Source organism: Pseudomonas sp. YeP6b, from assembly GCF_025642995.1.
Classification (GTDB): Bacteria; Pseudomonadota; Gammaproteobacteria; order Pseudomonadales; family Pseudomonadaceae; genus Aquipseudomonas.
Map to the genome: position 1 here is coordinate 1,195,557 of NZ_CP080090.1, position 23,163 is coordinate 1,218,719.

Consider the following 23,163-nt stretch of genomic DNA (forward strand, 5'->3'; position numbering starts at 1 on the left):
ACGACGGTAATGCTTGCTTACCCGAACACACACGCTGCCTGTGTTTTACCCAGGCTCCAATCCGGCATGACGTTGATCGAGGTGCTGGTGGCGGTACTGATTCTCGCGGTTGGCCTGCTGGGTGCGGCGGTGATTCAGCTCAATGCGCTCAAGTACACCGACGGTGCAAGGATGATCAGCCAGGCCAGTTTCATTGCCTACGACATGCTGGACCGGGTTCGCGCCAACTCGGGTGTCAATTACTCATGGGGCCGAACTGAAGGTGCACCGCCCATTACCTCCAGCGCCAGCGTGCGTGACGTGGACCTGCATGATTTCGAAGCCAATATCGTCGGGTTCGCTGGGGCCAGCGCCAAAGGTTCCGTGGTGGTCAGCGGCAGCGAGGTAACCGTCAGCATTACCTGGGATGACGCCAGAAGCGCGAACACCGGTGGAGCGCGAGAAACCTTCACCCTCACCAGTCGCATTGCCGGCGAGTTGGGGGTGACGCAATGAGTCGCCTTTCGCGGGGCTTCAGCCTGGTGGAGCTGTTGCTGGCGCTGGCAGTCGGGCTGGTGCTGATACTCGGTGTCAGCCAAGTAGCCATCAGTGCCCGGATTACCCACGCCAGTCAGCAGGCCGCCATGCTGCTGCAGGATGATGCGCGCTTTGTGCTAGGCAAGATGATTCAGGATATTCGCCAGGCGGGCATGTTTGGCTGCTTGGCGACGGCCTACATCGATAACGCGCCAACGGTCTTTGATCGACCGGTTGGGTGGAGTGCCACAGGCAGCTCCAAGTCATTGACGGTGGTCACCGCCGATGTAGCAAGTGAGGGTGGCAAGCCTGATTGGACGGTACTCTCCGACTGCACCAGCGCCGCCCAAGCCTATGCGGGCAGCTCGCCGCCGCCAGCGCCCGGCCAAATTCGGTTTGCGATACGCCAGCTCACCTACACCTTTGAAGCAGGGCAATTGAAGATCAGCACGCCCGCAACGCCCGCCAGGACGGTGCTGGTCGATAACGTACAGGCGCTCGACATCAGTTTTGGTGTAGCGGCCAAACCCGGTTCGACTCAGGTCGTGCGCTATGACCCCAGCCCGGCTGACGAGTCGCTGATACGTAGCGTACGTATACAGATGACGCTGCAAGACCCGACCGGGCGTGCTCAGGATCAGGCCTACAGTGTCGTGGCGGCGCTGCGTAATCGGTTGGGGTAGGGCGACCATGCAGAGCTATCACTGCTTTTATCGGCGACAGACGGGCATGGTCCTGCTAATTAGTCTGGTGTTTTTGTTGGTGTTGTCACTGATCGGCCTGGCCTCGATGCAAGGGGCCGTGTCCCAGCAAAGGATCGCCAGCGGCGTCTGGCATCGCAACCAATCATTTCAAAGTGCCGAAAGCGGCTTGCGGCTTGGGGAGTCGATTGTCCGGCGCGTAGGGGTGGTGCTGCCGTTGTGCAAGTCGATCAGTACCTGCGCACCGCCGGGGGAGTCGTTTTCGGTAATGGGCGTTGGGGCGAATCCTGTTTCAGCGGTCAGCTGGTTTGCCTTGACTGGCGGCTTGTATGGCATTCAATCGCTGGGGCAGAGCATAGGGCTGGCGGGTTTACCGCCGCAAACGGCTGCAGCGTTGTACCGCGTGACGGCGGTTGGGCTCAGTGGCCAATCGCGCACGGTCTTGGAAACGGTGTATGCCCAGGTGAACGAAGAGGCAGGCCCGCGATTTCGTCGGGTTTTATGGCGACAACTTCAATGAGGTACGTATCAATGGGCAAGGATTGCCAAGGTTTTACCCTGATCGAGTTACTGATCGCTGTAGCGATCATCGCGGTTTTGGCCGGGATTGCTTACCCCGGTTACACCGGCCATGTAAAAAAAGCCTATCGCGCAGAAATCGTCGCGTTGTTGTCCGAGCAAGTGCACTACCTGGAGCGTTTTTACACGCGCAACGGCACTTTTATTGATGCACGCGGCGTCAGTGCGGGCAATGATCGCTATAGAATCAGCGCTGCATTAAACCCCCAGGAATTTCGCCTGGTGGCTACGCCTGTTGTCGACTCGGTCATGGTGGGCGACCCTTGCGGTGCCTTTAGCCTGACCAGCTCGGGTGTGCGCAGCAACCCGGGCGCGGCACCTGAAATGTCGCGCAAGGCGTGCTGGGGGCAATGATGAGAGTGCTGGATGATTGGGCGCCGTGTGCGCTTTTCCCTTTTTATCGGCTGGATCAAATGATGGCTAAGCAACAGCAAGTGGTGATTGTCGGTGGTGGAGTAATCGGGTTGTTGACGGCATACAACCTGGCCACCCAAGGGCAGGCCGTCGTGCTGCTGGAGCGTTCGGGCCTCGGTCAGGAGTCTTCTTGGGCGGGTGGCGGAATTGTTTCGCCACTGTATCCGTGGCGCTACAGCCCGGCGGTCACTGCTCTGGCCCACTGGTCGCAGGATTTTTACCCGCAACTGGCGCAGCGATTGTTCGCCGCCACCGGTATTGATCCAGAGGTTCATACCACAGGCTTGTACTGGCTGGACCTGGATGATGAGGCCGAGGCACTGGCTTGGGCTGCACGCGAAGGCCGACCACTGAGCAAAGTTGATGTGTCGGCCGCCCATGATGCGGTGCCGGTGCTGGGCGGGGGGTATTCCCAGGCGATCTACATGGCGGACGTGGCCAATGTGCGCAACCCGCGACTGGTCAAATCCCTCAAGTCGGCGTTGTTGGCGCTGCCCGGCGTGACCATCCATGAGCAGTGCGAAGTGGCTGGGTTTGTTCTTGAGGGTGAAGACGTAGTGGGTGTGAACACGGCTGCGGGGCAGGTTCTTGGCGATCAGGTCGTACTGGCTGCCGGTGCCTGGAGCGGGGAGTTGCTGGGCACGTTGGGTTTGTCACTGCCCGTAGAACCGGTCAAAGGCCAAATGATTTTGTACAAATGCGCGTCGGATTTCTTATCGAGCATGGTGTTGGCCAAAGGTCGCTATGCGATCCCGCGGCGGGATGGGCACATTCTGATCGGCAGCACGCTGGAGCATGAAGGGTTCGACAAGACCCCGACCGAATCGGCGCTGGAAAGCCTCAAAGCGTCAGCTGTGGAGTTGATTCCCGCGTTGGCGGACGCCGAGGTTGTGGGCCACTGGGCCGGTTTGCGGCCCGGTTCGCCGGAAGGTATTCCTTATATCGGCGAGGTCCCTGGCGTGAAAGGGCTGTGGCTCAATTGCGGGCATTACCGCAATGGTCTGGTGCTCGCCCCGGCATCCTGCCAGTTGTTTGTCGACTTGTTGCTGGGGCGTACACCGATCATCGACCCGGCGCCCTATGCGCCCGCCGGTCGGATCAACGCTGGATAGACTTCGGCCCTTGCTCCAGGTGCGCCTGGGTGCAATACCACTCTTGGCGTGAGCTCAGTGCGCGATTCTGCGGCAGGTGTACGCCGCAGTGGGCGCAGCGCACCATCAAGGCGGCGTCGGGCTCGCTGGCGCGTTGCTGTTTGGCGGCTGGGCTTTTGAATTTGCGCCAGAACCATACTGCGGCAGCAATGACGGCAATCCAGAACAGTAGACGGAGCATGATGGGCAGTTTCTCGACAGGGAATGTGCCAGTTTAGCCAAGGTGGTGGCAGGCGCACAGCGCAATAATGCTCGGCAATAAAAAAGGAGCCTCGAAAGGCTCCTTCTTGATGACGCCGGGTGCAATCAGTCAAACACGCCGAACGTCATGTAGCTGAACCACGAGCGATCTTCGTTGTTGCCAAGGGCCTGTGGCTCTTGCTCTTCGATCACGTCACCGTTTTCGTCATGCGGCTTGAGCTCCGAAGGAATCGATTCCTTGGCATCCTGGAACTGCTTCATCACGTCCTGGTTGGCGCGGGTTTCGCCCGGCGGCAGCGGTGGACGGGATTCGATCAGGCCCAAGGTGTACTTGCTCAGCCACGAACGGTTGTCCGCTTCAGCAACCTGAGGCACGAACTGGCCGTCCTTCAGGCTTGGGTGATCCGGGTAGTTGAGTTTCAGGGTTTCCAGGCTGGTGGTCGCCAGGGCGTCCAGGTGCAGGCGCTGGTAAGCCTCGGTCATCACTGCCAGGCCGTCACCCACGGATGGGGTTTCCTGGAAGTTTTCCACTACATAGCGGCCACGGTTGGCGGCAGCGACGTACGCCTGACGGGTCAGGTAGTAGTGGGCCACGTGAATCTCGTAGGACGCCAGCAGGTTGCGCAGGTAGATCATGCGCTGCTTGGCGTCCGGCGCGTAGCGGCTGTTAGGGTAGCGGCTGGTCAGCTGGGCGAACTCGTTGTAGGAGTCGCGGGCAGCGCCCGGGTCACGCTTGGTCATGTCCAGCGGCAGGAAGCGCGCCAGCAAGCCAACGTCCTGGTCGAACGAGGTCAGGCCCTTCAAGTAGTAGGCGTAGTCCACGTTCGGGTGCTGCGGGTGCAACCGGATAAAACGCTCGGCGGCAGACTTGGCAGCCTCAGGCTCGGCGTTCTTGTAGTTGGCGTAGATCAGCTCGAGCTGTGCCTGGTCGGCGTAGCGTCCGAACGGATAGCGCGACTCCAGGGCCTTCAGCTTCGCTGTGGCGCTGGTGTAGCTATTATTGTCCAAGTCTTTTTGAGCTTGTTGGTACAGCTCGACTTCGCTCAGGTTTTCGTCGACGACTTCCTTTGTTGACGAGCAAGCAGCAGTCATGGCGAGGATGGCGATCAGCAGCAGGTGTTTCACTTGCATGGCGGCTTGCGTCCCTATGACGGCCGCTGTCTTGGGCGGGGCCGTCCTGTTATGATGAGCGCCCCGTTGAAAGCCTCGGGGCAAAAGACGCCGTATTTAACCACAAGCGCGCAGCCGAAACCAAAGGCTGTGCCACGCCTAGTCTGAGCATGTCCGATAAAATTGAACTTCGCGCAGAGGTGCCGTCCGAATTGGGCGGCCAACGCCTCGATCAAGTCGCCGCACAATTATTCGCTGAGCACTCGCGCTCGCGCCTTTCCGCCTGGATCAAAGACGGCCGCCTGACTGTGGATGGAGCGGTTATCCGCCCGCGAGACATAGTTCATGGTGGTGCGATTCTTGAGCTGACTGCCGAGCAGGAAGCCCAGGGAGAATGGGTCGCCCAGGACATCGAGCTGGATATCGTCTATGAAGACGACGACATCCTGGTCATCAATAAACCCGCAGGCCTGGTGGTTCACCCGGCGGCCGGGCACGCTGATGGCACCTTGCTCAATGCCCTGTTGCACCACGTGCCGGACATCATCAATGTCCCGCGCTGCGGCATCGTGCACCGCCTGGACAAGGACACCACCGGCTTGATGGTGGTGGCCAAGACTATCCAGGCCCAGACGCAGTTGGTCACACAATTGCAGAGCCGTAGCGTCAGCCGCATCTACGAATGCATCGTGATCGGCGTGGTGGTAGCGGGTGGCAAGATCAACGCCCCTATCGGCCGACACGGCCAGCAGCGCCAGCGTATGGCGGTCATGGAGGGCGGCAAACAGGCCGTCAGCCACTACCGTGTACTCGAGCGTTTCCGGTCCCACACTCACGTGCGGGTCAAGCTGGAAACCGGTCGTACGCACCAGATTCGCGTGCACATGGCGCACATTAACTTCCCGTTGGTCGGAGATCCGGCCTACGGCGGTCGCTTCCGTATTCCGCCGGCGGCGAGTCAGACCATGGTTGAATCGCTGAAGTCCTTCCCGCGCCAGGCACTGCATGCCCGGTTCTTGGAACTGGACCATCCGACGAGCGGTAAGCGGATGAGCTGGGAATCGCCTCTTCCGGACGATCTGGTCTGGTTGTTGTCGCTGCTCAAGCAGGATCGTGAGGCGTTTATCGGATGAGTGACTGGCTGATTCCTGACTGGCCCGCGCCGGCCGGGGTGAAAGCCTGCGTTACCACCCGAGCGGGCGGCGTCAGTCTGGCGCCGTTCGACAGCCTTAACCTGGGCGATCATGTCGAAGATAGCCTTGAGGCCGTCCTTGAGAATCGCCGTCGTCTGACCGATGCCTTTGATATTCAGCCTGCGTGGCTGCGCCAAGTCCACGGGACAACCGTGGTCGAGGCTGACCCGTCGCGCATCGCCGAAGCCGATGGCAGTTGGACCGGCACGCCTGGGATTGCCTGCACAGCAATGACCGCCGATTGCCTGCCCGCGTTGTTCTGCAACCGTGCCGGTACTCGCGTGGCGGCCGCCCATGCCGGTTGGCGCGGGCTGGCAGCAGGCGTATTGGAAGCAGCCTTTGAAAGCTTGAACACCGAACCCGGCGAAGTGTTGGTCTGGCTGGGCCCGGCAATCGGGCCGCAAGCTTTTGAAGTTGGCCCGGAAGTGCGTGAAGCCTTCATGGAGCAACTGCCGATTACCGCCGAAGCCTTCGTTCCAAGCCACAACCCCGGTAAGTACTTGGCCGACATCTACCAGTTGGCACGCCTGCGCCTGGCCGCGCGCGGTGTCACCGCTATATATGGTGGCGGTTTCTGCACCGTGACCGATCCGCGCTTCTTTTCTTACCGCCGCAGCCCTCGCACCGGTCGGTTTGCCTCCCTAATCTGGCTTGACCGCTAGACTCTCTTGATCTGGGTCAACCCTGGTCCATATCGACCATTGATCGCTTGAATCTTCCAGAATCCACCCCATCTATAGGGGTATCTGGCAGGTTTCTTCATTCAGGATGTGTTTATAGCTCCGGCCTGCTCAAAAGGAAGGTGACTAATGCGTATTGATCGTTTAACCAGCAAATTGCAGTTGGCTTTATCTGACTCTCAATCCTTGGCGGTGGGCCTTGACCACCCGGCCATCGAGCCTGCGCACTTGATGCAGGCGCTTCTGGAGCAGCAAGGTGGTTCTATCAAGCCCTTGCTGATGCAGGTGGGCTTTGACGTCAACAGCCTGCGCAAGGAGTTGAGCAAAGAGCTCGACCAACTGCCGAAAATCCAAAACCCTACCGGCGACGTGAACATGTCGCAGGACTTGGCGCGCCTGCTTAACCAGGCGGATCGTCTGGCCCAGCAGAAAGGTGACCAGTTCATCTCCAGCGAACTGGTGCTGCTCGCCGCGATGGACGACAACAGCAAGCTTGGCAAATTGTTGCTGGGCCAGGGCGTGAGTAAGAAAGCCTTGGAAAACGCCATCAACAACCTGCGTGGCGGCGAAGCGGTGAATGACCCCAACCATGAGGAGTCGCGCCAGGCCCTGGATAAATACACCGTCGACCTGACCAAGCGCGCCGAAGAAGGCAAGCTTGACCCGGTGATTGGCCGTGACGACGAAATTCGTCGCACTATCCAAGTGCTGCAACGCCGCACCAAGAACAACCCGGTGCTGATCGGTGAACCTGGCGTGGGTAAAACCGCGATTGCCGAAGGCTTGGCCCAACGCATCATTAATGGTGAAGTGCCGGACGGCCTTAAAGGCAAGCGCCTGCTGTCTTTGGACATGGGCTCGCTGATCGCCGGTGCCAAGTTCCGTGGCGAGTTCGAAGAGCGCCTGAAATCCCTGCTCAATGAGCTGTCGAAGCAGGACGGGCAGATCATTCTGTTTATCGACGAACTGCACACCATGGTCGGCGCCGGTAAGGGCGAAGGCTCGATGGACGCGGGCAACATGCTCAAGCCAGCCCTGGCTCGGGGTGAGTTGCATTGCGTTGGTGCGACCACGCTCAACGAATACCGCCAGTACATTGAAAAGGACGCAGCCCTTGAGCGTCGTTTCCAGAAAGTACTGGTGGAAGAACCGAGTGAAGAAGACACCATCGCGATCCTGCGTGGCCTGAAAGAACGCTATGAGGTCCACCATAAGGTGGCGATCACTGACGGCGCGATCATTGCGGCGGCCAAATTGAGCCATCGCTATATCACTGACCGTCAGTTGCCGGACAAGGCCATTGACCTGATCGACGAAGCGGCCAGCCGCATTCGCATGGAGATCGACTCCAAGCCGGAAGTGCTCGACCGCCTGGATCGGCGCCTGATTCAACTGAAAGTCGAATCCCAGGCACTGAAGAAGGAAGAGGACGAGGCGGCGAAGAAGCGCCTGGAAAAACTCCAGGAAGAAATCCTGCGCTTGGAGCGTGAGTATTCGGACCTCGAGGAAATCTGGACCTCGGAAAAAGCCGAAGTGCAGGGTTCTGCGCAGATCCAGCAAAAAATCGAGCAGTCCCGTCAGGAACTGGAAGCGGCACGCCGTAAAGGCGACCTGAACCGCATGGCTGAGTTGCAGTACGGGGTTATCCCGGACCTGGAGCGCAGCCTGCAAATGGTCGATCAGCACGGTAAAAGCGAGAACCAGTTGCTGCGCAGCAAGGTGACGGAGGAAGAAATCGCCGAAGTCGTCTCGAAGTGGACCGGCATCCCCGTGTCGAAAATGCTCGAAGGTGAGCGCGACAAACTGCTGAAAATGGAAAGCCTGTTGCACCAGCGCGTTATTGGCCAGGAAGAGGCGGTGGTGGCGGTGTCCAACGCGGTACGCCGTTCCCGGGCCGGCTTGTCCGACCCGAACCGTCCGAGCGGCTCGTTCATGTTCCTCGGCCCGACCGGCGTGGGTAAGACCGAGCTGTGCAAGGCCTTGGCCGAGTTCCTCTTTGATACCGAAGAGGCCATGGTGCGGATCGATATGTCCGAATTCATGGAGAAACACTCGGTGGCGCGCTTGATTGGTGCCCCACCAGGCTATGTGGGCTACGAGGAGGGCGGTTACCTGACCGAAGCCGTGCGGCGCAAGCCTTACTCGGTGATCTTGCTGGACGAGGTCGAGAAGGCCCACCCGGATGTGTTCAACATCTTGCTGCAGGTGCTGGAAGATGGCCGCTTGACGGACAGCCACGGGCGTACCGTGGATTTTCGCAACACGGTGATCGTGATGACCTCCAACCTGGGCTCCTCGCAAATCCAGGAACTGGTCGGCGATCGTGAGGCGCAGCGTGCTGCGGTCATGGATGCGCTGACCTCGCACTTCCGCCCGGAATTTATCAACCGGGTCGATGAAGTGGTGATCTTCGAGCCTTTGGCGCGGGATCAGATCGCGGGCATCACCGAGATCCAGTTGGGCCGCCTGCGCAGCCGCCTGGCCGAGCGCGAACTCGACCTGGAGCTGAGCAGCGAGGCGTTGGACAAGCTGATCGCGGTGGGTTACGACCCGGTGTATGGCGCACGGCCTCTCAAACGTGCGATCCAGCGCTGGATAGAGAACCCGCTGGCGCAGTTGATCTTGTCGGGCAGCTTCATGCCGGGGACCAGCGTCGCGGCCACGGTGGAAAACGACGAAATCGTCTTCCACTGAGCCCAGCCTGTATGGCGATAAGAGGAGGCCCCGCATTGCGGGGCCTTTTTTTTCGATAGGGCGTTGAACTGTAAGGCAAAGGCTTGTAAAGTGCGCCCCGCAGCAACGTCAGCCCACGGGTTTCTTCTCCCCAAGAAGAAATCAGAAAGAAGCGCAAATCATTGTCTTAAAAGCAATTTAAAGGGTTGACAGGGGTTTTTAAGATTGTAGAATAGCGCGCCTCAGAGACATGAACGTAGCGATACGGACGGGTCGAAGAGAAGGTTACAAAGCGGTAAAAGTTGTACATTTGAAATATGTAGTTCCGTGATAGCTCAGTCGGTAGAGCAAATGACTGTTAATCATTGGGTCCCAGGTTCGAGTCCTGGTCACGGAGCCAATTTCAAAACCGGGGTATAGCGCAGTCCGGTAGCGCGCCTGCTTTGGGAGCAGGATGTCAGGAGTTCGAATCCCCTTACCCCGACCATTTTTGGGTCGTTAGCTCAGTTGGTAGAGCAGTTGGCTTTTAACCAATTGGTCGTAGGTTCGAATCCCACACGACCCACCATTTTTGAGACCAGTTAACGCTGGAATCGAATCTTAAGATCAGAGGCCAAAAGCACTGATCGAAGAAGGCGACTGAAAGGTCGCCTTTTTTTTACCGGGGTATAGCGCAGTCCGGTAGCGCGCCTGCTTTGGGAGCAGGATGTCAGGAGTTCGAATCCCCTTACCCCGACCATATTAAAAATCCTCGTATCGAAAGATACGGGGATTTTTTTTGCCCGTTGGTTAGCCTGCTTGTGCGAATTCCAAACAAATATTGTGCTGATTAGTGCGTTGGTGCGGTGATGACGGTCTCCTAGACTGGGTCTCGTCAATTTACTCACCTCAGGAACTCGCACCATGACCCTCGCTATTGCCACTCATCCCGTCCGCTCATTACCTGCCATGCTCAAGTCCACACTGGTGGGCCTCGGCATGATGATGGGGTTCGGCCACTACGCGGTCGCCGCCGACACCGCCGCGAATCAGCAGCCCACCATTCGCGCCATGTTGGGTGCCAAACCCACAGAACGCCTGGACCCGAAAACCACCGCCCTGCTGGTAATCGACTTCCAGAATGAATACTTCACCGGCCGCATGCCGATCCCGGACGGCATGAAGGCTCTGGAAAACACCCAGCGCCTGATCAAATTCGCTGACAAAGAAAAAATCCAGGTCATTCACGTGCAGCACATCGCCCCGGATGGCGCGGCGGTATTCGCCAAGAACGGCAAGACCGTTGATTTTCACCCGCTGATGAAGCCGCGTGCGCAAGACACGCTCGTGCAGAAGACCACCGTCAGCGTATTCGCCAGCACTGACCTGGATGCGCAATTAAAGAAGGCCGGCGTCAAGACTCTGATTATCAGTGGCCTGATGACCCACGCCTGTGTCGCCGGCGCCGCCCGGGACGCCGCGCCGTTGGGTTATGACGTTGTGGTAGCATCCGATGCCAGTGCCACACGGGCGATTACACGCGCCGATGGCCATTCGGTAACCAAGGATGAGTTGCACAACTCGGCGCTGGCGGAAATTGAAGACACTTTCGGCTCGGTGCTGACCACCTCGCAAATTATCGCGTTGCCGGTTAACTGATTCCCCAAAACCCGCAGGGACCGCCTGTTGCATGAACCAGTTATCCGCCATGCGCGCCTTTCGGTGCATCGTTGACGCAAAAGGCTTTTCTGCCGCAGCAGAGCGCCTGGACACCACGCACTCGACGATTTCCCGGCAGTTGCAGCAGTTGGAGATTGAGCTGGGCGCCCAGCTGATCAACCGCAACACGCGGCGCTTCAGTCTGACGGCGGCCGGGGAGCAGTACTACGCTGCGTGCGTGGATATCCTCGACCGTCTCGACGCCGCATCCCAAGCCATCGCCCATGGGCACCAACGCCCTGAAGGCGTGCTGAGAGTCAGTGTGCCGCTGGTGGTGGGGACCTTGGATCTGCCGCACTGGCTGCCGGGTTTTCAGCGGCGCTATCCCGATATTGAGCTGCAACTGTGTTGCGATGATCAATTCGTCGATTTGGTTGCCGATGGGTTTGATGTCGCGATACGCATCTCCAGCGCCTTGGCGGACACGTCGCTGATTGCACGCACGTTGACGGTTTCCAGTCAGGTTCTGGTGGCTTCGCCGGGCTACATCGGCCGTCATGGTTTACCGCGTTCGGCCCAGGAGCTCGACAAGCATCACTTGCTGAGCTTTGTGGGGGCGTCGTCGGATTGGCAGCTGAACGCGGCACGCGGCGCTGTAGTCAACGTCACGCCGTCGGGGCGGTTCAGTACCAACACTATCAGCGCGCTGCACGCGGCCACGTTGGCGGGGGCGGGCATTGCGTGCTTCACCCAGGCCACCGTGCACAATGATTTGGCGCTAGGCCAGCTTGTGCGCATTCTGCCCAATTGCTCATTGGGCGAGCGGCACTACTACGCCCTTTATCCACAGTCCCGGCATCTGGCGCCCAAGGTGCGAGCGTTTGTCGACTATATGGCCGAGTTCTACCAGCAGAGTTAGCCCAATAAAAAATCCCCCTATCGCTCGATAGGGGGATTTTTTTGTGGCCGTTCAGTCGATCAGTGCAGCTTGAGCCGAGGCTCAGTCCCGCGCCCAATCTTGCTGCCCAGTATCAGCATCGCCGTGCGGAAAAAACCGTACAGCGCCATCTGGTGCATGCGGTACAGCGACACATAGAACATCCGCGCCAGCCAGCCTTCGAGCATCACGCTGCCAGTCAAATTGCCCATCAAGTTACCCACCGCGGAGAACCGCGACAGCGAGATCAGCGAACCGTAGTCGGTGTACTTGTAGGACGGCAGGTCCTTGCCTTCAATGCGCAGCTTCAGCGACTTGGCCAGCAACGAAGCCTGCTGGTGAGCGGCCTGGGCGCGTGGTGGCACATTGCGGTCGGTGCCCGGTTGCGGGCAGGCGGCGCAGTCGCCAAAGGCGAAGATGTTCTCGTCGCGAGTGGTCTGCAGCGTTGGGAGCACTTGAAGCTGGTTGATGCGGTTGGTTTCCAGGCCATCGATATCCTTGAGGAAACCTGGCGCGCGAATCCCGGCGGCCCACACCTTCAGGCTGGCAGGGATGACCTGGCCGCTGCTGGTGATCAGCGCGTCGGCGGTCACTTCGCTGACCGCTGAGTTGGTCAGCACGGTGACGCCGAGTTTCTCCAGGGTTTTATGCACCGGCCCGCCAATTCGCTCCGGCAGCGCAGGCAATACCCGTGGGCCGGCCTCGATCAGGGTGATGTGCATGTTTTCCGGTTTGATCCGGTCCAGGCCATACGCCGCCAGCTCATGGGCGGCGTTATGCAGCTCGGCGGCGAGCTCAACACCGGTGGCACCGGCACCGACGATGGCGACGCTGATCTGCTCAATGGTATCGGTCTGCCCGGCATGGGCGCGCAGATAGTGGTTGAGCAACTGCTGGTGAAAGCGCTCGGCTTGTTTGCGCGTGTCGAGGAACAGGCAGTGTTGCGCCGCGCCTTCGGTGCCGAAGTCATTGGTGGTGCTACCGACCGCGATCACCAGGCTGTCGTAGCCCAGCACGCGCCCAGGCACCAGTTCGCGGCCTTCTTCATCAAGGGTGGCGGCCAGCTGGATTTTCTTCTTTTCACGGTCAAGCCCGCTCATGCGCCCCAGCTGGAACTCGAAGTGGTTCCATTTGGCTTGGGCGACATAATTGAGTTCGTCTTCCGAAGAATTCAGCGAACCGGCCGCCACTTCATGCAGCAGCGGCTTCCAGATATGGGTCAGGTTGGCGTCCACCAGCGTGATGCTGGCGGTGCCGCGCTTGCCCAGAGTCTTACCCAGGCGGGTAGCCAACTCCAGGCCGCCGGCGCCGCCGCCGACGATAATAATACGATGGGTCATGGGGATATCTCGCAAGGCTAAAAGAAATCGGAGCAGTTACCCCCGCGAGCGCCAGGCAGCTCATAGCGTCAGGTAACTCAAAAGGCGGCTCAGCAGACCGAGCCCGATCACCACTACCAGCACCACACCAAGGAGCAGCCACGGCCGGAAAGGCTTGCGCTCGACTTGGTTCTGGGAGAGTTGCAGGTACTCTTCGACATGCTGTTGGTCATCGGGGTTCAGGCGGCTGGTCATAAAGGCCTCGTCAGATAGACGTTGCAAAAGGGCGCCACGTTACAGTCAGGGGGTTGGCGGTATTGCCACAAGCGTAGCCTGTACCCGAGTCACAAGCTGATGCCCACGTCGAATACTATGCTGCGCCCCAGGTTGTTGCGCAAGAAATCCGGTGCGTCGGGGTGGGCGAACAGTACCCGGGCAAAGGTCGGCCCTACCAGGGACAACGAGCGCCAGCCCTGGCGCAGGTATTCGGTGGGGGGCGGGAAGTGGCTGTTGAGGTCCAGCACTTCGCGTTTGAGGCTGGTGAAGGCGATGAGGTCTAACTCGCCCAGGTCCATACCGCGCTCTTTGTAGTTATGCGCTTTTTTGCGCAGCGTCGGTGCCAGGCGCAGTAGGAACTCATGGGCCGGAATGCGCCGCGGCTTGGCCTCGCGGCGTACCAGTTGGCTCAGGGAAAATGCACTGCGTCGGCGCAGCAGTTCATCGCGCCATTCGTCGTTCAGGCGTCGGCCTTCATCCAGCACGAAAAACACCTCAAAACTGGCGTCGCGAAACAGCACATCCGGCGGCTCTTGACCGGCGGCATGAAACTCTTCGGCGCGGTAGGGCACATTCAAGCCTTGCAGCAGGCGCTGGCAGACCCAACGCTCACGCTCCCATTTGCGGGCATTGGACAGGAACGCATTGGCTTGTTCGGCCGCTACGGTGAGCAGGCGCAAATAATCTGAGTCATCCATATTTGCAGCTTAGCGTTCAAATGATGACCACAGGAAGTCTTGCTTTAAAAGGCCGGTGTAGACTGGCTACTCGACCATCATCCAAACCAAGGAGTAAGCAGTGAAGTTTTTCGCAGTGCTGTTTCTAAGCCTTTTACCGTTGTGGGCCCAAGCCGTCGAGGTGGGTGAGCGCGTGGCGCCGTGGACCTTGCTCGACCAGTTCGACCAAGCCTACACCCTGGATGATCAGGCACAGATTCTGCTGGTAGCTCGCAGCATGGACGCCGCCAAGTTGCTAGACGCGGCGTTGCAAGGCCAGCCCAAGGGCTACCTCGAAGCGCGGCATGCGGTGTTTGTTGCGGATATCCAGCGCATGCCCCGGCTGGTCGCCAAGCTGTTCGCCGTGCCGGCCATGCAAGCCTACAACTACCTGGTCATGCTCGACCGTGACGCGCGTATCGCCCCGCGTTATCCGGGGGCTGTGGATAAAGTGCTGTGGCTGCAACTCGATAGCGGCAAGCTGGTCGCGCAACACGAATACAGCTCAGCCGCTGAACTGCGCCAGGCCCTGGAGCAGGTGAAGCCGTGATCAGCGCCGCCGTGCTGGCGCCGGAAACCCTCAGCGTCGGCTGGCTGTTGTATGCGCCGGTGGTGATGTGGGCAATCCTGCGCTCACCCTGGGTTGAGCTGTTTGCCGACCGACGGCGCCAGCATCTGCTGTTCGGTACGGTGTTTGCGCTGTTCATGTTGTGGCTGGTGCGGCGGGATTTTGATACGGGCGTTTCTTACCATTTTATTGGCATGACCGCTGTGACCCTGCTGCTCGATTGGCCTCTGGCAATCGTCGGCGGGTTGGCTTCGCAGTTCGGTCTGGTGCTGCTGGGGCGCCAGGACTTGGCCGCCGTCGGCATCAACGGTCTGCTGCTGATTGTGTTGCCGGTGCTGGTCACGGAGGCCTGCGCAGTGCTGGTTGAGCGGGCGCAACCACGCAATCCCTTTGTGTATATCTTCTGCTCGGGTTTTTTTGCCGCCGCGCTGTCGGCGCTGCTCTGCCTGTTGGCCGCATTGGGCCTGCTGTGGTTCGACGGCCGTTTCGCAATGCCGGAATGGCTGGAGGATTTTGTCGGTTACCTGTGGCTGATCATCTTCCCCGAAGCCTTTATCAACGGCATGGTCGTCAGCGCCCTGGTGGTGTTCTGCCCTGAATGGTTGGAGACCTTTAACCGCACGCGCTACTTGTCGGCGCCGTGGAAGGATGACGATTCGCGGCGTTGATCCAGATCAAATCCCGGGCACCTGCGCAGGCCCATGCTTTGCGAAAATCTTGAAGGGGCTTTAGGCATGAGTGTGTACGAATGGGCACGGCAGGAGTTGCGCAGAAGTCAGGACGCTGCACAGGAAATCGGTTTTGACCCAGGCTTGACCCTGCGCGCCATGCTCAGTGCGGTGGTGCAGCAGAGCAAGGGCGTACGCAGTTTTGAAGACTTGGCCGACGAGCTGCAATACCTTGCAGAGAACCTCGACGACCAGCAGGAATACGCCTTTATGCGGCCTTAGTGGCGCGGCGGCAGGTCTTCGGAGAACAGGTCGTCCTCGGCATCCGGGCTGACCGGAATCTTGTGCTCTTCCGACGCCCAGGCGCCCAGGTCGATAAGTTTGCAACGGTCCGAGCAGAACGGCCGGTTGGCGTTGTCTGTTTTCCATTCCACGGGTGCACCGCAGGTTGGGCAGTCGACGGTCTTAGGTTGGCTCATGATCGGCCTCCACGCAAAGTAAGGTAAAAGTGGTGCAGTCGCTCGACCTCGCTGTGCAGCCAGGCAAGGTCCTGGTCATTGACCAGCACGTCATCGGCATGGTTCAGGCGGTCTTCACGGCTGGACTGAGCCTTCAGAATCGCCTGCACCTGCTGTTCGCTGATGCCGTCGCGCTGCAGGGTACGCTGAATCTGCAGTGATTGCGGCACGTCGATCACCAGGATGCGCTGGGTCATGCTGTTCTGGCCGGATTCGATCAGCAGCGGTGATACCAGGATCGCGTAAGGCGACCGAGCGCGGGCCAGGTGGCTGCGAATTTCCTCACCGATCAGCGGGTGCAGCAGGGCTTCCAGCCAGCGGCGCTCTTCGGGCACCTCAAAGATCAGGTTGCGCAACGCCGCGCGGTCCAATTGGCCGTCGGGCAGCAGCACGCCTGCACCGAAGTGCTCAGCGATGCGCGCCAGGGCCGGCCGGCCGGGTTCGACCACCCAGCGGGCGGCATGGTCGGCGTCGACCAGGTCAATGCCCAGGTCGACAAAGTGCTGGGCGGCCGCGCTTTTACCGCTGCCGATGCCGCCGGTGAGGCCAAGAATCCAAGGTGTTGCAACAGAAGTGGTCATCTGAAACCGACAGACTGCAAATAGAAGTCGGTTATTTGACCACCCCAGAGCAATGCAATCCAGCCGGCAATCGCCAGGCACGGACCAAACGGCATCGGTAACGACGCCTGGGGCTTGCGCAAGCGCATCAGGATCAACCCGGCGAGCACCCCGAGCAGCGATGACATCAGCAGCGTCATCGGCAGGATCTGCCAACCACCCCAGGCGCCGAGCAGGGCCAATAACTTGAAGTCGCCATAGCCCATGCCGTCCTTGCCGGTGATCATCTTGAACAGCCAGAACACCGTCCACAGGCTCATATAGCCGATCACCGCGCCCCATAGCGCATCGGGCAGCGTCGCCAGCATGTCGGCACTGTTGAGGATCAACCCCAGCCATAACAGCGGCAGCACCAGAACGTCGGGCAGCAGTTGATGATCCACATCGATCAGGCTCATCGCCAGCAACCCCCAGCTCAGCAACATCACCGCACCTGCTTGCCAGCCGAAGCCGAAATGCCAGGCGACCGTCGCCGAGATCAGCGCGCAGGCAAGCTCCGTGAAGGGGTAGCGCGCACCGATCGGCTCACGACATTGGGCGCAGCGCCCTCTGAGCAGCAGATAGCTGAGCAGCGGGATATTTTCCCACGGGCGAATCGGCTGTTTGCATTGCGGGCAGCAGGAATTGGGGTGCATCAAGTTGTAAGTCGGGCCCGCCGGGTCGGCAGGTAAGCCGAGCACCTCTTGGGCCTGGGCGCGCCATTCGCGCTCGAGCATCTTCGGCAGGCGCCACACCAGCACGTTGAGGAAACTGCCGACGATCAAGCCCAGTACCAGCGCCATCCCAACGAAGACCCAAGGTTGCTCGCTCAGCAGCAGGCTCAAAATGCCGACCCCAATTGGAACACCGGCAGGTACATGGCGATGACTAACGCGCCGACAATGCCGCCCAGTACCACCATGATCAGTGGCTCCATCAGGCTGGTGAGGTTGTCGACCAGATTTTCCACGTCGGACTCAAAGTGATTGGCGACTTTTTCCAGCATGCGGTCCAGCGTGCCCGACTCTTCACCGATCGCGGTCATCTGGATCGCCATACTGGGAAACAGCCCGCTGCCGGCCATGGATTGATGCAACTGCATGCCTGTGGATACATCGTGACGCATATGCTCGATCGCCTGTTTGAACAACCCATTGCCCACCGCGCCTGCTACCGAGTCCAGCGCCTGCACCAAAGGCACACCTGCTGCGAAGGTGGTCGAGAGTGTGCGGGCATAACGGGCGACGGCGGTTTTTTTCAGCAGTGTGCCTGCCAGGGGCGTGTTCAACAAACCTGCGTCCAACCAGTGGCGAAAACCAGGAGAGGCTCGGTAGGCCTGGCGCAAGCTTGCAAATGTAGCGCCCAGGCCCAGCACGAGCATCCACCAGGCCTGCTGCAGGAATTCGGACAGGACGATGACGGCCAAGGTAAACCCGGGGAGTTTGCCGTCGACCCCGGCAAACAGGATCTGGAACTGCGGCACTACATGAATCAGCAGGATGCTGCTGACCACGCACGCGACCACGATCACCGCGATGGGGTAGGTCATGGCCTTTTTGATTCGCGCCTTGAGCTGTTGGCTTTTTTCCAGGTGCACCGCCACCCGCTCCAGCAGGGTTTCCAGGGCGCCGGCTTGTTCCCCGGCAGCCACCAGGTTGCAATACAGGTCATCGAAGTAACGCGGTTGCTTGCGCAGTGCCGCCGCCAGGTTGTTGCCGGCAGCGATTTCCTGTTTCAAACCCTTTACCAGTTCGCGCATCAGGCGGTTGTCGAAGCCTTCGCGGATAATGTCGAAGGCTTGCAGCAGCGGTATGCCAGCCTTCAGCAAAGTCGCCAGTTGGCGAGTGAACAGCGCAATATCGGCGGGTTTTATCGGCGGGGCGAAGCTCGGCAGGCACGTGGTTTTCTTGCGCACGCGGCCGGGGAAGATTCCTTGTTGGCGCAACTGCGCCTTGATCAGCGCCAGGTCATGGCCGACGGTTTGCCCGGACACCCTGCGCCCTTTGCGGTTGATGCCTTCCCAGGCGTAGATCGTTGCAGCGTCATTCATGTCACGTTTCCGCACGCGGGTGGTTGAAGATTTATAGCTTAGTCAGGTCATGGATTCGGACAGGCCGGTGGCGAAGGATAAAATGTCAGATTGTGCGTCTTGCACGCGATTGGTTGCCCACGGATGAGTACACTGGCGCCGTTGCACAACGCGAGGCGCAGGACGCGCCTTGGTATGGGTTCTATATCTGGAGAGTGAATGTGATGCGTCAGAAAGGCTTTACCTTGATCGAGTTGTTGATCGTCGTGGCAATCATCGGCATTTTGGCAACCATCGGTTTGCCCATGTACACCAATAACCAGGCCAAGGCCAAGTTCACGGCGGGGTTGGCTGAAATCTCCGCGTTGAAGGCCGGTTTCGAAGATACCTTCAACCAAGGCACTGTGCCGACCCTGGCCTTGATCGGTGGCACCAGCCCCACCGCCAATTGCAAGATTGACGTGGCAGGCGATGTGGCGACTGGCGTCGGTTCCATCAGCTGTGAAATCCTCGATGCACCGGCGCCCGTGCAAGGCAAGACCATCACCTTGACGCGCAGCGCCACCACGGGCTGGAAGTGTGCCACTACGGCTGATGCGCAATACATCGCCAAGGGCTGCGGCGCCGACGGGGCCTAGCGGCTGCTGGGCGGCATGCGAGTTAGTTGCTGCCCGCCCAATGCGGTGCTAGCTTTAGCCCACTGCCCGTGTAGCTCAGCCGGTAGAGCAGCGCACTCGTAACGCGAAGGTCGCAGGTTCGATTCCTGTCTCGGGCACAAAGGCAACACTGTTTCAAAGGCAACGTTTTCAGATGATCCCAGAATGGTTCTGAAGGCCAGACGAGCCGGCATTCGTGCCCGCTCTTTCGTATCTGCGCAACCTTGATGACCCAGATGCATCCCCATTCCTCGATCTAAGAGAACAACATGACCACATCAGAGATGACCCAGGAAGCGCGGCACGAAGCAGCCCTCAAAAAGTACGTCGCGGAGTCGCCGGAACTGCTGCATGAGATCAAGGACCTGAGCGCCGATGATCAAAAGGACCAGATCAAATGGGCATTTGAGGATGAGGCTGAGGCCCAGGGCCTGCAGCCATGGGAGCTGAGCCTCAAGTACACCTCCACCCCTGAAGAGTTCGAGGCGGCGCGACTGGCCTTGCACAAGGAGGCTGCCGAGGTGCTGGGTGTCGACTGGAACGAGTATTGCGGGATGAATAATCTCGCGATCTAAGCACTAAGCCTGCAACGAGCTTGTTGTGGAGGCTCGCTTGGTTGGCGAGTGGGCTTGTTGTGGTGAGGCTTGAACTGGTGAGTGGGCTCGCCACGACAGCCCCGCTCACCGCAACAAGCCGCCACACAAATTTCGGTCATGCGCCTCAGATACTGAGGCGCATCGACAAATCCACCGCCTTCACATCCTTGGTCATCGCACCGATGGAGATGTAATCCACCCCGGTTTCAGCGATGGGCAGCAGGGTGGTTTCATTGATCCCGCCGCTTGCTTCCAGCTTGGCCTTGCCGGCGTTCAGGCGCACGGCCTCACGCATGTCATCCAGGCTCAACTCGTCGAGCATGATGATATCGGCACCCGCCGCCAGTGCTTCGCGCAGTTCATCCAGGCTTTCCACTTCGATTTCCACCGGCTTGCCCGGGGCGATTTTGTGGGCGGCCGAAATCGCCTGGGCAATACCGCCACAGGCGGCGATATGGTTTTCCTTGATCAGGAACGCGTCATACAAACCGATGCGATGGTTGTGGCAGCCGCCGCAGGTGACTGCGTACTTCTGCGCTAGGCGCAGGCCTGGCAGGGTTTTGCGGGTGTCCAGCAACTTGACCTGGGTCGTGGCGACAAAATCCGCCAAGTAGTGGGCGCGGGTGGCGACGCCTGACAGCATCTGCAGAAAATTCAGTGCGCAGCGTTCGCCACTCAGCAGCGAACGGGCCGGGCCTTCCAGATGGAACAGCGCCTGGTTGGGGCTGACGCGCTCACCGTCGGCCACCTGCCAATGCACCGCGACCCGAGGGTCGAGCTGGCGGAAGACGGCGTCCACCCAGGCAGTACCGGCGATAACGGCGGCATCACGAGTAATGATCGTGGCCTTGGCCAGTCGTTCGGCGGGGATCAATTGCGCAGTGATATCGCCGCTGCCGATGTCTTCCAGCAGTGCACGGCGCACGTTGGCTTCGATTTCGGCGGTAAGGTCGGCAAGACGGAGATTCGGCATAACAGGCTCCACAAACAAGGTGCCTCGATTATAGGGGCTGTGCGCCTTTGAACCCAGGCTCCCCACTCATTTACACCGCAATGGCAGAGTTTGCTGGCGCAACTACCCTCGTTTGCAAGATAATCTCGCGCCTTGCAATTGGCGTCATAGCTTTGACGTCTTGGTGGTAACCGGCTTTTGCAGCCCAATTGGACCTGTCGCCGATTTTTCCCCACCCCAACATCGCCGTTTCAGGAGGCCAGGATGCACATTGACGGAAAGGTGGTGCCTATCAACAAGGCACAGGCCACGCCATCCCCGCTCGCGCGCCTGCCGGTGGTGTTGATGCAGGTTCGCGACAAGGCTGCCCAACAGTTGCAGCAAGGCTTGCAGGAGCTGTTCGATAACGCCGACGACACCCTGTTCGAAATGGCCGACAAGGCCCGCAGTAATGTTGACCATCACATTTTCTTTGAAGCCATGCGCGACTTGCGCCTCAAGCGTAAGAACTTCGAACGCGTATTCATGGAGCAACTGTTCGCCGCCTTCGCCAATCTGGGCCCCAGCGGGCCGGGCGAGCCGCACCTGGTGCCGGTAGTGTCCTACGAGGCGGCGCCCGGCACGTCCAGCGATGCCCTGGAAAAAGCCGTTGCACTGGAGGCCATGCTGGGCCGGGTGCGGCACCGCGATGGCCTGGCGCTGGGGCAACTGACTGCACGCTTGGGCACGGTGCTCGGCAAGCCCCTGGACGAGCGAGATAACCCATTGGGCCCGGCGCTGCTTTGTGAGTTCTTTTTGCGCGCGGGGCGCAGCTTGGGGGTGGAGATCCGCGTCAAGCTGATCATGCTCAAGCTGTTTGAAAAGTACGTGCTCAGCGACGCCGATCAACTGTTCGGCGAAGCCAACCAGTTGCTGGTTGCCACCGGGGTGCTGCCTGAACTCAAGGCGGTGCCGTCACGTCGGCCCGGCGGGCGTGCGGCGCGCGAACAACAGCAAGAAGGCAGCCTGCCCAGCATCGACCCGCCGCTGGATGAAAACGGCCAGGAAGCCTTCGCCGCGTTGCAAAAGTTGCTGGCGGCGGTACGTGGCAGTGTAGCGCCCACCCTTGAGGCCTGCGCCGAGCCGCAACCCATTGCCACCCGCGACCTGCTGCGCCTGCTCTCCCATTTGCAACAATACGTGCCGGAACCCGAGGCCGAAGACGACTTTGACCTGCGCAACCAGCTTGGGCAGTTGTTGACCCGGGTCAGCGTCAAGAGTGGCAAATCCCGTGTTGTGGAAGACGCCGATGAGGATGTGATCAACCTGATCGCGCTGCTGTTCGATTTCATCCTTAACGACCGTACCGTGCCGGATGCCTTCAAGGGCTTGATTGCCCGCTTGCAGATCCCGATGCTGAAAGTCGCGGTGCTGGACAAAAGTTTCCTCAGCCGTAGCAATCACCCAGCGCGGCGGTTGCTCAACGAGATCGCGGCTGCCGCCATGGGTTGGAGCCCGCACGCGGACTATCAGCGTGACAGCCTGTACCTGCAGATCGAGCAAGTGGTGCAGTGCTTGCTGAATGACTTCGTCGAGGACCTGACGATTTTTTCCCAACTGCTGGCGCAGTTCAGTGCGTTTACCTTGGATGAACGCCGCCGTAGCGAGCTGCTTGAACAGCACACCCGCGAAGCCGAAGAAGGGCGTGTGCGCACGCAAGCCGCCCGTGAGCGTGTGGCTGACCTGCTTAACCGGCGCTTGCTCGGCAAGGTGTTGCCGCAATCCGTGGTGGAGTTTCTGCAGCAGGCCTGGAGCCAGGTGCTGTTGTTGGCCAGCCTCAAGCAAGGCGAACAGTCGGTGCAGTGGCAGTCGGCAGTACGGACCATGGACGAGTTGATCTGGAGCGTGGGCCTGCAGAAAGACACCGAGGCCGGGCGGCACCTGCTGGAGCAACTGCCTGGGTTGCTCACGGCGTTGCGCAACGGCTTGACCCGCGCGGCGTTCGATTCCTTCAGCACCCGTGAGTTTTTTGTGCGCTTGCAGGCCATGCATGTTCAATCGTGCGAAGGCGAGCCCCTTGATGTGCTGATCAAGGTGCGTGAGCCGTTTTCATTCGGTGCCGTGTTGCCTGACGCCATGGAAGGCCTGCCCAGCGATGACCCGGACCTGCTCAAGGTTCATCAACTGCGCATTGGCGGCTGGGTTGAGTTCCAGCAAGAGGCAGTCGCCACCCTGCGATGCAAGCTGACGGCGATCATGGCACCGGCCAACCGCTATATTTTTGTCAGCCGTACCGGGCTCAAAGTCCTGGACAAAACCGCCGGCCAATTGGCCATGGCGTTCAAGCGCGGCGCGCTGTGCACCTTGGACGATGGGTTGCTGTTCGACCGCGCGTTGGCGTGCGTAGTGGGTAACCTGCGTCAACTCAATCGCGGCAAGTGATCGCAACCGCAGGGCTGAACGCGGCATACTGGTGATACCTCGTCTCATTCAA

26 protein-coding genes and 5 tRNA genes are annotated in these 23,163 nt (G+C 59.8%); 21 read left to right on the forward strand and 10 right to left on the reverse strand.

What is annotated here, in order from left to right:
• Positions 1 to 9 precede the first annotated feature (9 nt).
• The 5 genes from pilV to thiO all read left to right on the forward strand — a co-directional run bounded on the left by pilV (position 10) and on the right by thiO (position 3,322).
• Positions 10 to 495 carry a type IV pilus modification protein PilV gene (gene pilV, locus KZH41_RS05300; protein WP_094948932.1) on the forward strand — a complete coding sequence of 162 codons (486 nt, stop codon included), beginning with the start codon at positions 10 to 12 and terminating at the stop codon, positions 493 to 495.
• The gene (locus KZH41_RS05305) at positions 492 to 1,199 is read left to right on the forward strand and encodes a PilW family protein (RefSeq protein ID WP_263274486.1); all 708 of its coding nucleotides are present in this window, start codon (positions 492 to 494) and stop codon (positions 1,197 to 1,199) included. The genes pilV and KZH41_RS05305 overlap by 4 nt, the downstream gene beginning before the upstream one ends.
• A gap of 46 nt (positions 1,200 to 1,245) precedes the next feature.
• Positions 1,246 to 1,737, forward strand: coding sequence for a PilX N-terminal domain-containing pilus assembly protein (locus KZH41_RS05310; RefSeq protein WP_263274487.1), 492 nt, complete (start codon positions 1,246 to 1,248; stop codon positions 1,735 to 1,737).
• Between the two features lie 11 nt (positions 1,738 to 1,748).
• Entirely contained in the window at positions 1,749 to 2,150 is a 402-nt protein-coding gene (locus tag KZH41_RS05315) for a type IV pilin protein (protein WP_263275082.1), read from the forward strand.
• A gap of 62 nt (positions 2,151 to 2,212) precedes the next feature.
• Complete coding sequence (thiO, locus tag KZH41_RS05320) at positions 2,213 to 3,322, forward strand: glycine oxidase ThiO (protein WP_263274488.1); 1,110 nt, start codon at positions 2,213 to 2,215, stop codon at positions 3,320 to 3,322.
• On the opposite strand, the gene KZH41_RS05325 is transcribed toward thiO, so the two are convergent.
• Together KZH41_RS05325 and KZH41_RS05330 are read right to left on the reverse strand one after the other, a co-directional pair.
• On the reverse strand, positions 3,309 to 3,542 hold the full coding sequence (locus KZH41_RS05325; RefSeq protein ID WP_094948937.1) for a PP0621 family protein: 234 nt from the start codon (positions 3,540 to 3,542) through the stop codon (positions 3,309 to 3,311). The genes thiO and KZH41_RS05325 overlap by 14 nt on opposite strands.
• 125 nt (positions 3,543 to 3,667) lie before the next feature.
• A complete protein-coding gene (locus tag KZH41_RS05330) occupies positions 3,668 to 4,693 on the reverse strand; it encodes an outer membrane protein assembly factor BamD (RefSeq protein ID WP_094948938.1) in 1,026 nt (341 codons plus the stop codon).
• A gap of 149 nt (positions 4,694 to 4,842) precedes the next feature.
• Between KZH41_RS05330 and rluD the strand changes: the two genes are divergently transcribed.
• From rluD to KZH41_RS05375, 9 genes are all read left to right on the forward strand, one after another.
• Positions 4,843 to 5,805, forward strand: coding sequence for a 23S rRNA pseudouridine(1911/1915/1917) synthase RluD (gene rluD, locus KZH41_RS05335; RefSeq protein WP_005784662.1), 963 nt, complete (start codon positions 4,843 to 4,845; stop codon positions 5,803 to 5,805).
• The gene (pgeF, locus tag KZH41_RS05340) at positions 5,802 to 6,527 is read left to right on the forward strand and encodes a peptidoglycan editing factor PgeF (RefSeq protein WP_263274489.1); all 726 of its coding nucleotides are present in this window, start codon (positions 5,802 to 5,804) and stop codon (positions 6,525 to 6,527) included. The genes rluD and pgeF overlap by 4 nt, the downstream gene beginning before the upstream one ends.
• A 147-nt stretch (positions 6,528 to 6,674) precedes the next feature.
• Positions 6,675 to 9,239, forward strand: coding sequence for an ATP-dependent chaperone ClpB (clpB, locus tag KZH41_RS05345; RefSeq protein WP_083360211.1), 2,565 nt, complete (start codon positions 6,675 to 6,677; stop codon positions 9,237 to 9,239).
• A 303-nt stretch (positions 9,240 to 9,542) separates the two neighbouring features.
• Positions 9,543 to 9,618 (forward strand) — tRNA-Asn (locus KZH41_RS05350).
• A gap of 10 nt (positions 9,619 to 9,628) precedes the next feature.
• A tRNA-Pro gene (locus KZH41_RS05355) sits at positions 9,629 to 9,705 on the forward strand.
• Between the two features lie 5 nt (positions 9,706 to 9,710).
• A tRNA-Lys gene (locus KZH41_RS05360) sits at positions 9,711 to 9,786 on the forward strand.
• 94 nt (positions 9,787 to 9,880) lie between these two features.
• A tRNA-Pro gene (locus tag KZH41_RS05365) sits at positions 9,881 to 9,957 on the forward strand.
• A gap of 164 nt (positions 9,958 to 10,121) precedes the next feature.
• A complete protein-coding gene (locus KZH41_RS05370) occupies positions 10,122 to 10,856 on the forward strand; it encodes a cysteine hydrolase family protein (RefSeq protein WP_094948940.1) in 735 nt (244 codons plus the stop codon).
• A gap of 31 nt (positions 10,857 to 10,887) precedes the next feature.
• Positions 10,888 to 11,775: a LysR family transcriptional regulator gene (locus KZH41_RS05375; RefSeq protein WP_242154307.1), complete on the forward strand. Its 888-nt coding sequence runs from the start codon at positions 10,888 to 10,890 to the stop codon at positions 11,773 to 11,775.
• Positions 11,776 to 11,834: 59 nt separating this feature from the next.
• Here KZH41_RS05375 and KZH41_RS05380 read toward each other — a convergent pair whose 3' ends face one another.
• The 3 genes from KZH41_RS05380 to KZH41_RS05390 all read right to left on the reverse strand — a co-directional run bounded on the left by KZH41_RS05380 (position 11,835) and on the right by KZH41_RS05390 (position 14,086).
• Positions 11,835 to 13,133: an NAD(P)/FAD-dependent oxidoreductase gene (locus tag KZH41_RS05380; RefSeq protein WP_242154309.1), complete on the reverse strand. Its 1,299-nt coding sequence runs from the start codon at positions 13,131 to 13,133 to the stop codon at positions 11,835 to 11,837.
• Between the two features lie 60 nt (positions 13,134 to 13,193).
• A complete protein-coding gene (locus KZH41_RS05385) occupies positions 13,194 to 13,367 on the reverse strand; it encodes a DUF3094 family protein (protein ID WP_048724181.1) in 174 nt (57 codons plus the stop codon).
• A gap of 89 nt (positions 13,368 to 13,456) precedes the next feature.
• Positions 13,457 to 14,086, reverse strand: coding sequence for a DUF1780 domain-containing protein (locus tag KZH41_RS05390; RefSeq protein ID WP_083360208.1), 630 nt, complete (start codon positions 14,084 to 14,086; stop codon positions 13,457 to 13,459).
• Positions 14,087 to 14,186: 100 nt separating this feature from the next.
• Here KZH41_RS05390 and KZH41_RS05395 point away from each other — a divergent pair, with 100 nt between their 5' ends.
• From KZH41_RS05395 to KZH41_RS05405, 3 genes are all read left to right on the forward strand, one after another.
• Positions 14,187 to 14,654: an FAD/FMN-containing dehydrogenase gene (locus KZH41_RS05395; RefSeq protein WP_242154311.1), complete on the forward strand. Its 468-nt coding sequence runs from the start codon at positions 14,187 to 14,189 to the stop codon at positions 14,652 to 14,654.
• Positions 14,651 to 15,340 (forward strand): energy-coupling factor ABC transporter permease, encoded by a 690-nt coding sequence (locus KZH41_RS05400; RefSeq protein ID WP_242154312.1) that lies wholly within the window; start codon positions 14,651 to 14,653, stop codon positions 15,338 to 15,340. The genes KZH41_RS05395 and KZH41_RS05400 overlap by 4 nt, the downstream gene beginning before the upstream one ends.
• Positions 15,341 to 15,406: 66 nt before the next feature.
• Positions 15,407 to 15,622: a hypothetical protein gene (locus tag KZH41_RS05405; protein WP_003171680.1), complete on the forward strand. Its 216-nt coding sequence runs from the start codon at positions 15,407 to 15,409 to the stop codon at positions 15,620 to 15,622.
• On the opposite strand, the gene yacG is transcribed toward KZH41_RS05405, so the two are convergent.
• From yacG to KZH41_RS05425, 4 genes are read right to left on the reverse strand one after another with little or no spacing between them, the layout of a single operon-like run.
• Entirely contained in the window at positions 15,619 to 15,819 is a 201-nt protein-coding gene (gene yacG, locus KZH41_RS05410) for a DNA gyrase inhibitor YacG (protein ID WP_094948943.1), read from the reverse strand. The genes KZH41_RS05405 and yacG overlap by 4 nt on opposite strands.
• On the reverse strand, positions 15,816 to 16,439 hold the full coding sequence (gene coaE, locus KZH41_RS05415) for a dephospho-CoA kinase (protein WP_094948944.1): 624 nt from the start codon (positions 16,437 to 16,439) through the stop codon (positions 15,816 to 15,818). The genes yacG and coaE overlap by 4 nt, the downstream gene beginning before the upstream one ends.
• Entirely contained in the window at positions 16,436 to 17,302 is an 867-nt protein-coding gene (locus KZH41_RS05420) for a prepilin peptidase (RefSeq protein WP_277933789.1), read from the reverse strand. The genes coaE and KZH41_RS05420 overlap by 4 nt, the downstream gene beginning before the upstream one ends.
• Positions 17,299 to 18,507 carry a type II secretion system F family protein gene (locus KZH41_RS05425; RefSeq protein WP_263274490.1) on the reverse strand — a complete coding sequence of 403 codons (1,209 nt, stop codon included), beginning with the start codon at positions 18,505 to 18,507 and terminating at the stop codon, positions 17,299 to 17,301. Before KZH41_RS05425 ends, KZH41_RS05420 begins: the two co-directional genes overlap by 4 nt.
• A gap of 203 nt (positions 18,508 to 18,710) precedes the next feature.
• On the opposite strand from KZH41_RS05425, the gene KZH41_RS05430 reads away from it, so the two are divergent.
• From KZH41_RS05430 to KZH41_RS05440, 3 genes are all read left to right on the forward strand, one after another.
• On the forward strand, positions 18,711 to 19,124 hold the full coding sequence (locus KZH41_RS05430; protein ID WP_094948947.1) for a pilin: 414 nt from the start codon (positions 18,711 to 18,713) through the stop codon (positions 19,122 to 19,124).
• 64 nt (positions 19,125 to 19,188) lie between these two features.
• Positions 19,189 to 19,261 (forward strand) — tRNA-Thr (locus KZH41_RS05435).
• A gap of 150 nt (positions 19,262 to 19,411) precedes the next feature.
• The gene (locus tag KZH41_RS05440) at positions 19,412 to 19,717 is read left to right on the forward strand and encodes a DUF6388 family protein (RefSeq protein WP_094948948.1); all 306 of its coding nucleotides are present in this window, start codon (positions 19,412 to 19,414) and stop codon (positions 19,715 to 19,717) included.
• A 145-nt stretch (positions 19,718 to 19,862) separates the two neighbouring features.
• On the opposite strand, the gene nadC is transcribed toward KZH41_RS05440, so the two are convergent.
• Positions 19,863 to 20,711 (reverse strand): carboxylating nicotinate-nucleotide diphosphorylase, encoded by an 849-nt coding sequence (gene nadC / locus KZH41_RS05445; protein WP_094948949.1) that lies wholly within the window; start codon positions 20,709 to 20,711, stop codon positions 19,863 to 19,865.
• A gap of 243 nt (positions 20,712 to 20,954) precedes the next feature.
• Here nadC and KZH41_RS05450 point away from each other — a divergent pair, with 243 nt between their 5' ends.
• Positions 20,955 to 23,111 carry a DUF1631 domain-containing protein gene (locus tag KZH41_RS05450; protein WP_263274491.1) on the forward strand — a complete coding sequence of 719 codons (2,157 nt, stop codon included), beginning with the start codon at positions 20,955 to 20,957 and terminating at the stop codon, positions 23,109 to 23,111.
• Positions 23,112 to 23,163 lie beyond the last annotated feature (52 nt).

What these genes read in the sequence shown, in the direction of transcription:
- KZH41_RS05380 (WP_242154309.1), bottom strand. Translation starts at nt 13,133, where the DNA reads ATGACCCATCGTATTATTATCGTCGGCGGCGGCGCCGGCGGCCTGGAG.
- KZH41_RS05315 (WP_263275082.1), top strand. Translation starts at nt 1,749, where the DNA reads ATGGGCAAGGATTGCCAAGGTTTTACCCTGATCGAGTTACTGATCGCT.
- KZH41_RS05310 (WP_263274487.1), top strand. Translation starts at nt 1,246, where the DNA reads ATGGTCCTGCTAATTAGTCTGGTGTTTTTGTTGGTGTTGTCACTGATC.
- KZH41_RS05370 (WP_094948940.1), top strand. Translation starts at nt 10,122, where the DNA reads ATGACCCTCGCTATTGCCACTCATCCCGTCCGCTCATTACCTGCCATG.
- nadC (WP_094948949.1), bottom strand. Translation starts at nt 20,711, where the DNA reads ATGCCGAATCTCCGTCTTGCCGACCTTACCGCCGAAATCGAAGCCAAC.
- coaE (WP_094948944.1), bottom strand. Translation starts at nt 16,439, where the DNA reads ATGACCACTTCTGTTGCAACACCTTGGATTCTTGGCCTCACCGGCGGC.
- KZH41_RS05405 (WP_003171680.1), top strand. Translation starts at nt 15,407, where the DNA reads ATGAGTGTGTACGAATGGGCACGGCAGGAGTTGCGCAGAAGTCAGGAC.
- KZH41_RS05450 (WP_263274491.1), top strand. Translation starts at nt 20,955, where the DNA reads ATGCACATTGACGGAAAGGTGGTGCCTATCAACAAGGCACAGGCCACG.
- thiO (WP_263274488.1), top strand. Translation starts at nt 2,213, where the DNA reads ATGGCTAAGCAACAGCAAGTGGTGATTGTCGGTGGTGGAGTAATCGGG.
- KZH41_RS05305 (WP_263274486.1), top strand. Translation starts at nt 492, where the DNA reads ATGAGTCGCCTTTCGCGGGGCTTCAGCCTGGTGGAGCTGTTGCTGGCG.
- KZH41_RS05330 (WP_094948938.1), bottom strand. Translation starts at nt 4,693, where the DNA reads ATGCAAGTGAAACACCTGCTGCTGATCGCCATCCTCGCCATGACTGCT.
- KZH41_RS05385 (WP_048724181.1), bottom strand. Translation starts at nt 13,367, where the DNA reads ATGACCAGCCGCCTGAACCCCGATGACCAACAGCATGTCGAAGAGTAC.
- clpB (WP_083360211.1), top strand. Translation starts at nt 6,675, where the DNA reads ATGCGTATTGATCGTTTAACCAGCAAATTGCAGTTGGCTTTATCTGAC.
- KZH41_RS05425 (WP_263274490.1), bottom strand. Translation starts at nt 18,507, where the DNA reads ATGAATGACGCTGCAACGATCTACGCCTGGGAAGGCATCAACCGCAAA.
- pgeF (WP_263274489.1), top strand. Translation starts at nt 5,802, where the DNA reads ATGAGTGACTGGCTGATTCCTGACTGGCCCGCGCCGGCCGGGGTGAAA.
- KZH41_RS05440 (WP_094948948.1), top strand. Translation starts at nt 19,412, where the DNA reads ATGACCACATCAGAGATGACCCAGGAAGCGCGGCACGAAGCAGCCCTC.
- KZH41_RS05430 (WP_094948947.1), top strand. Translation starts at nt 18,711, where the DNA reads ATGCGTCAGAAAGGCTTTACCTTGATCGAGTTGTTGATCGTCGTGGCA.
- pilV (WP_094948932.1), top strand. Translation starts at nt 10, where the DNA reads ATGCTTGCTTACCCGAACACACACGCTGCCTGTGTTTTACCCAGGCTC.
- KZH41_RS05390 (WP_083360208.1), bottom strand. Translation starts at nt 14,086, where the DNA reads ATGGATGACTCAGATTATTTGCGCCTGCTCACCGTAGCGGCCGAACAA.
- yacG (WP_094948943.1), bottom strand. Translation starts at nt 15,819, where the DNA reads ATGAGCCAACCTAAGACCGTCGACTGCCCAACCTGCGGTGCACCCGTG.
- rluD (WP_005784662.1), top strand. Translation starts at nt 4,843, where the DNA reads ATGTCCGATAAAATTGAACTTCGCGCAGAGGTGCCGTCCGAATTGGGC.
- KZH41_RS05375 (WP_242154307.1), top strand. Translation starts at nt 10,888, where the DNA reads ATGAACCAGTTATCCGCCATGCGCGCCTTTCGGTGCATCGTTGACGCA.
- KZH41_RS05325 (WP_094948937.1), bottom strand. Translation starts at nt 3,542, where the DNA reads ATGCTCCGTCTACTGTTCTGGATTGCCGTCATTGCTGCCGCAGTATGG.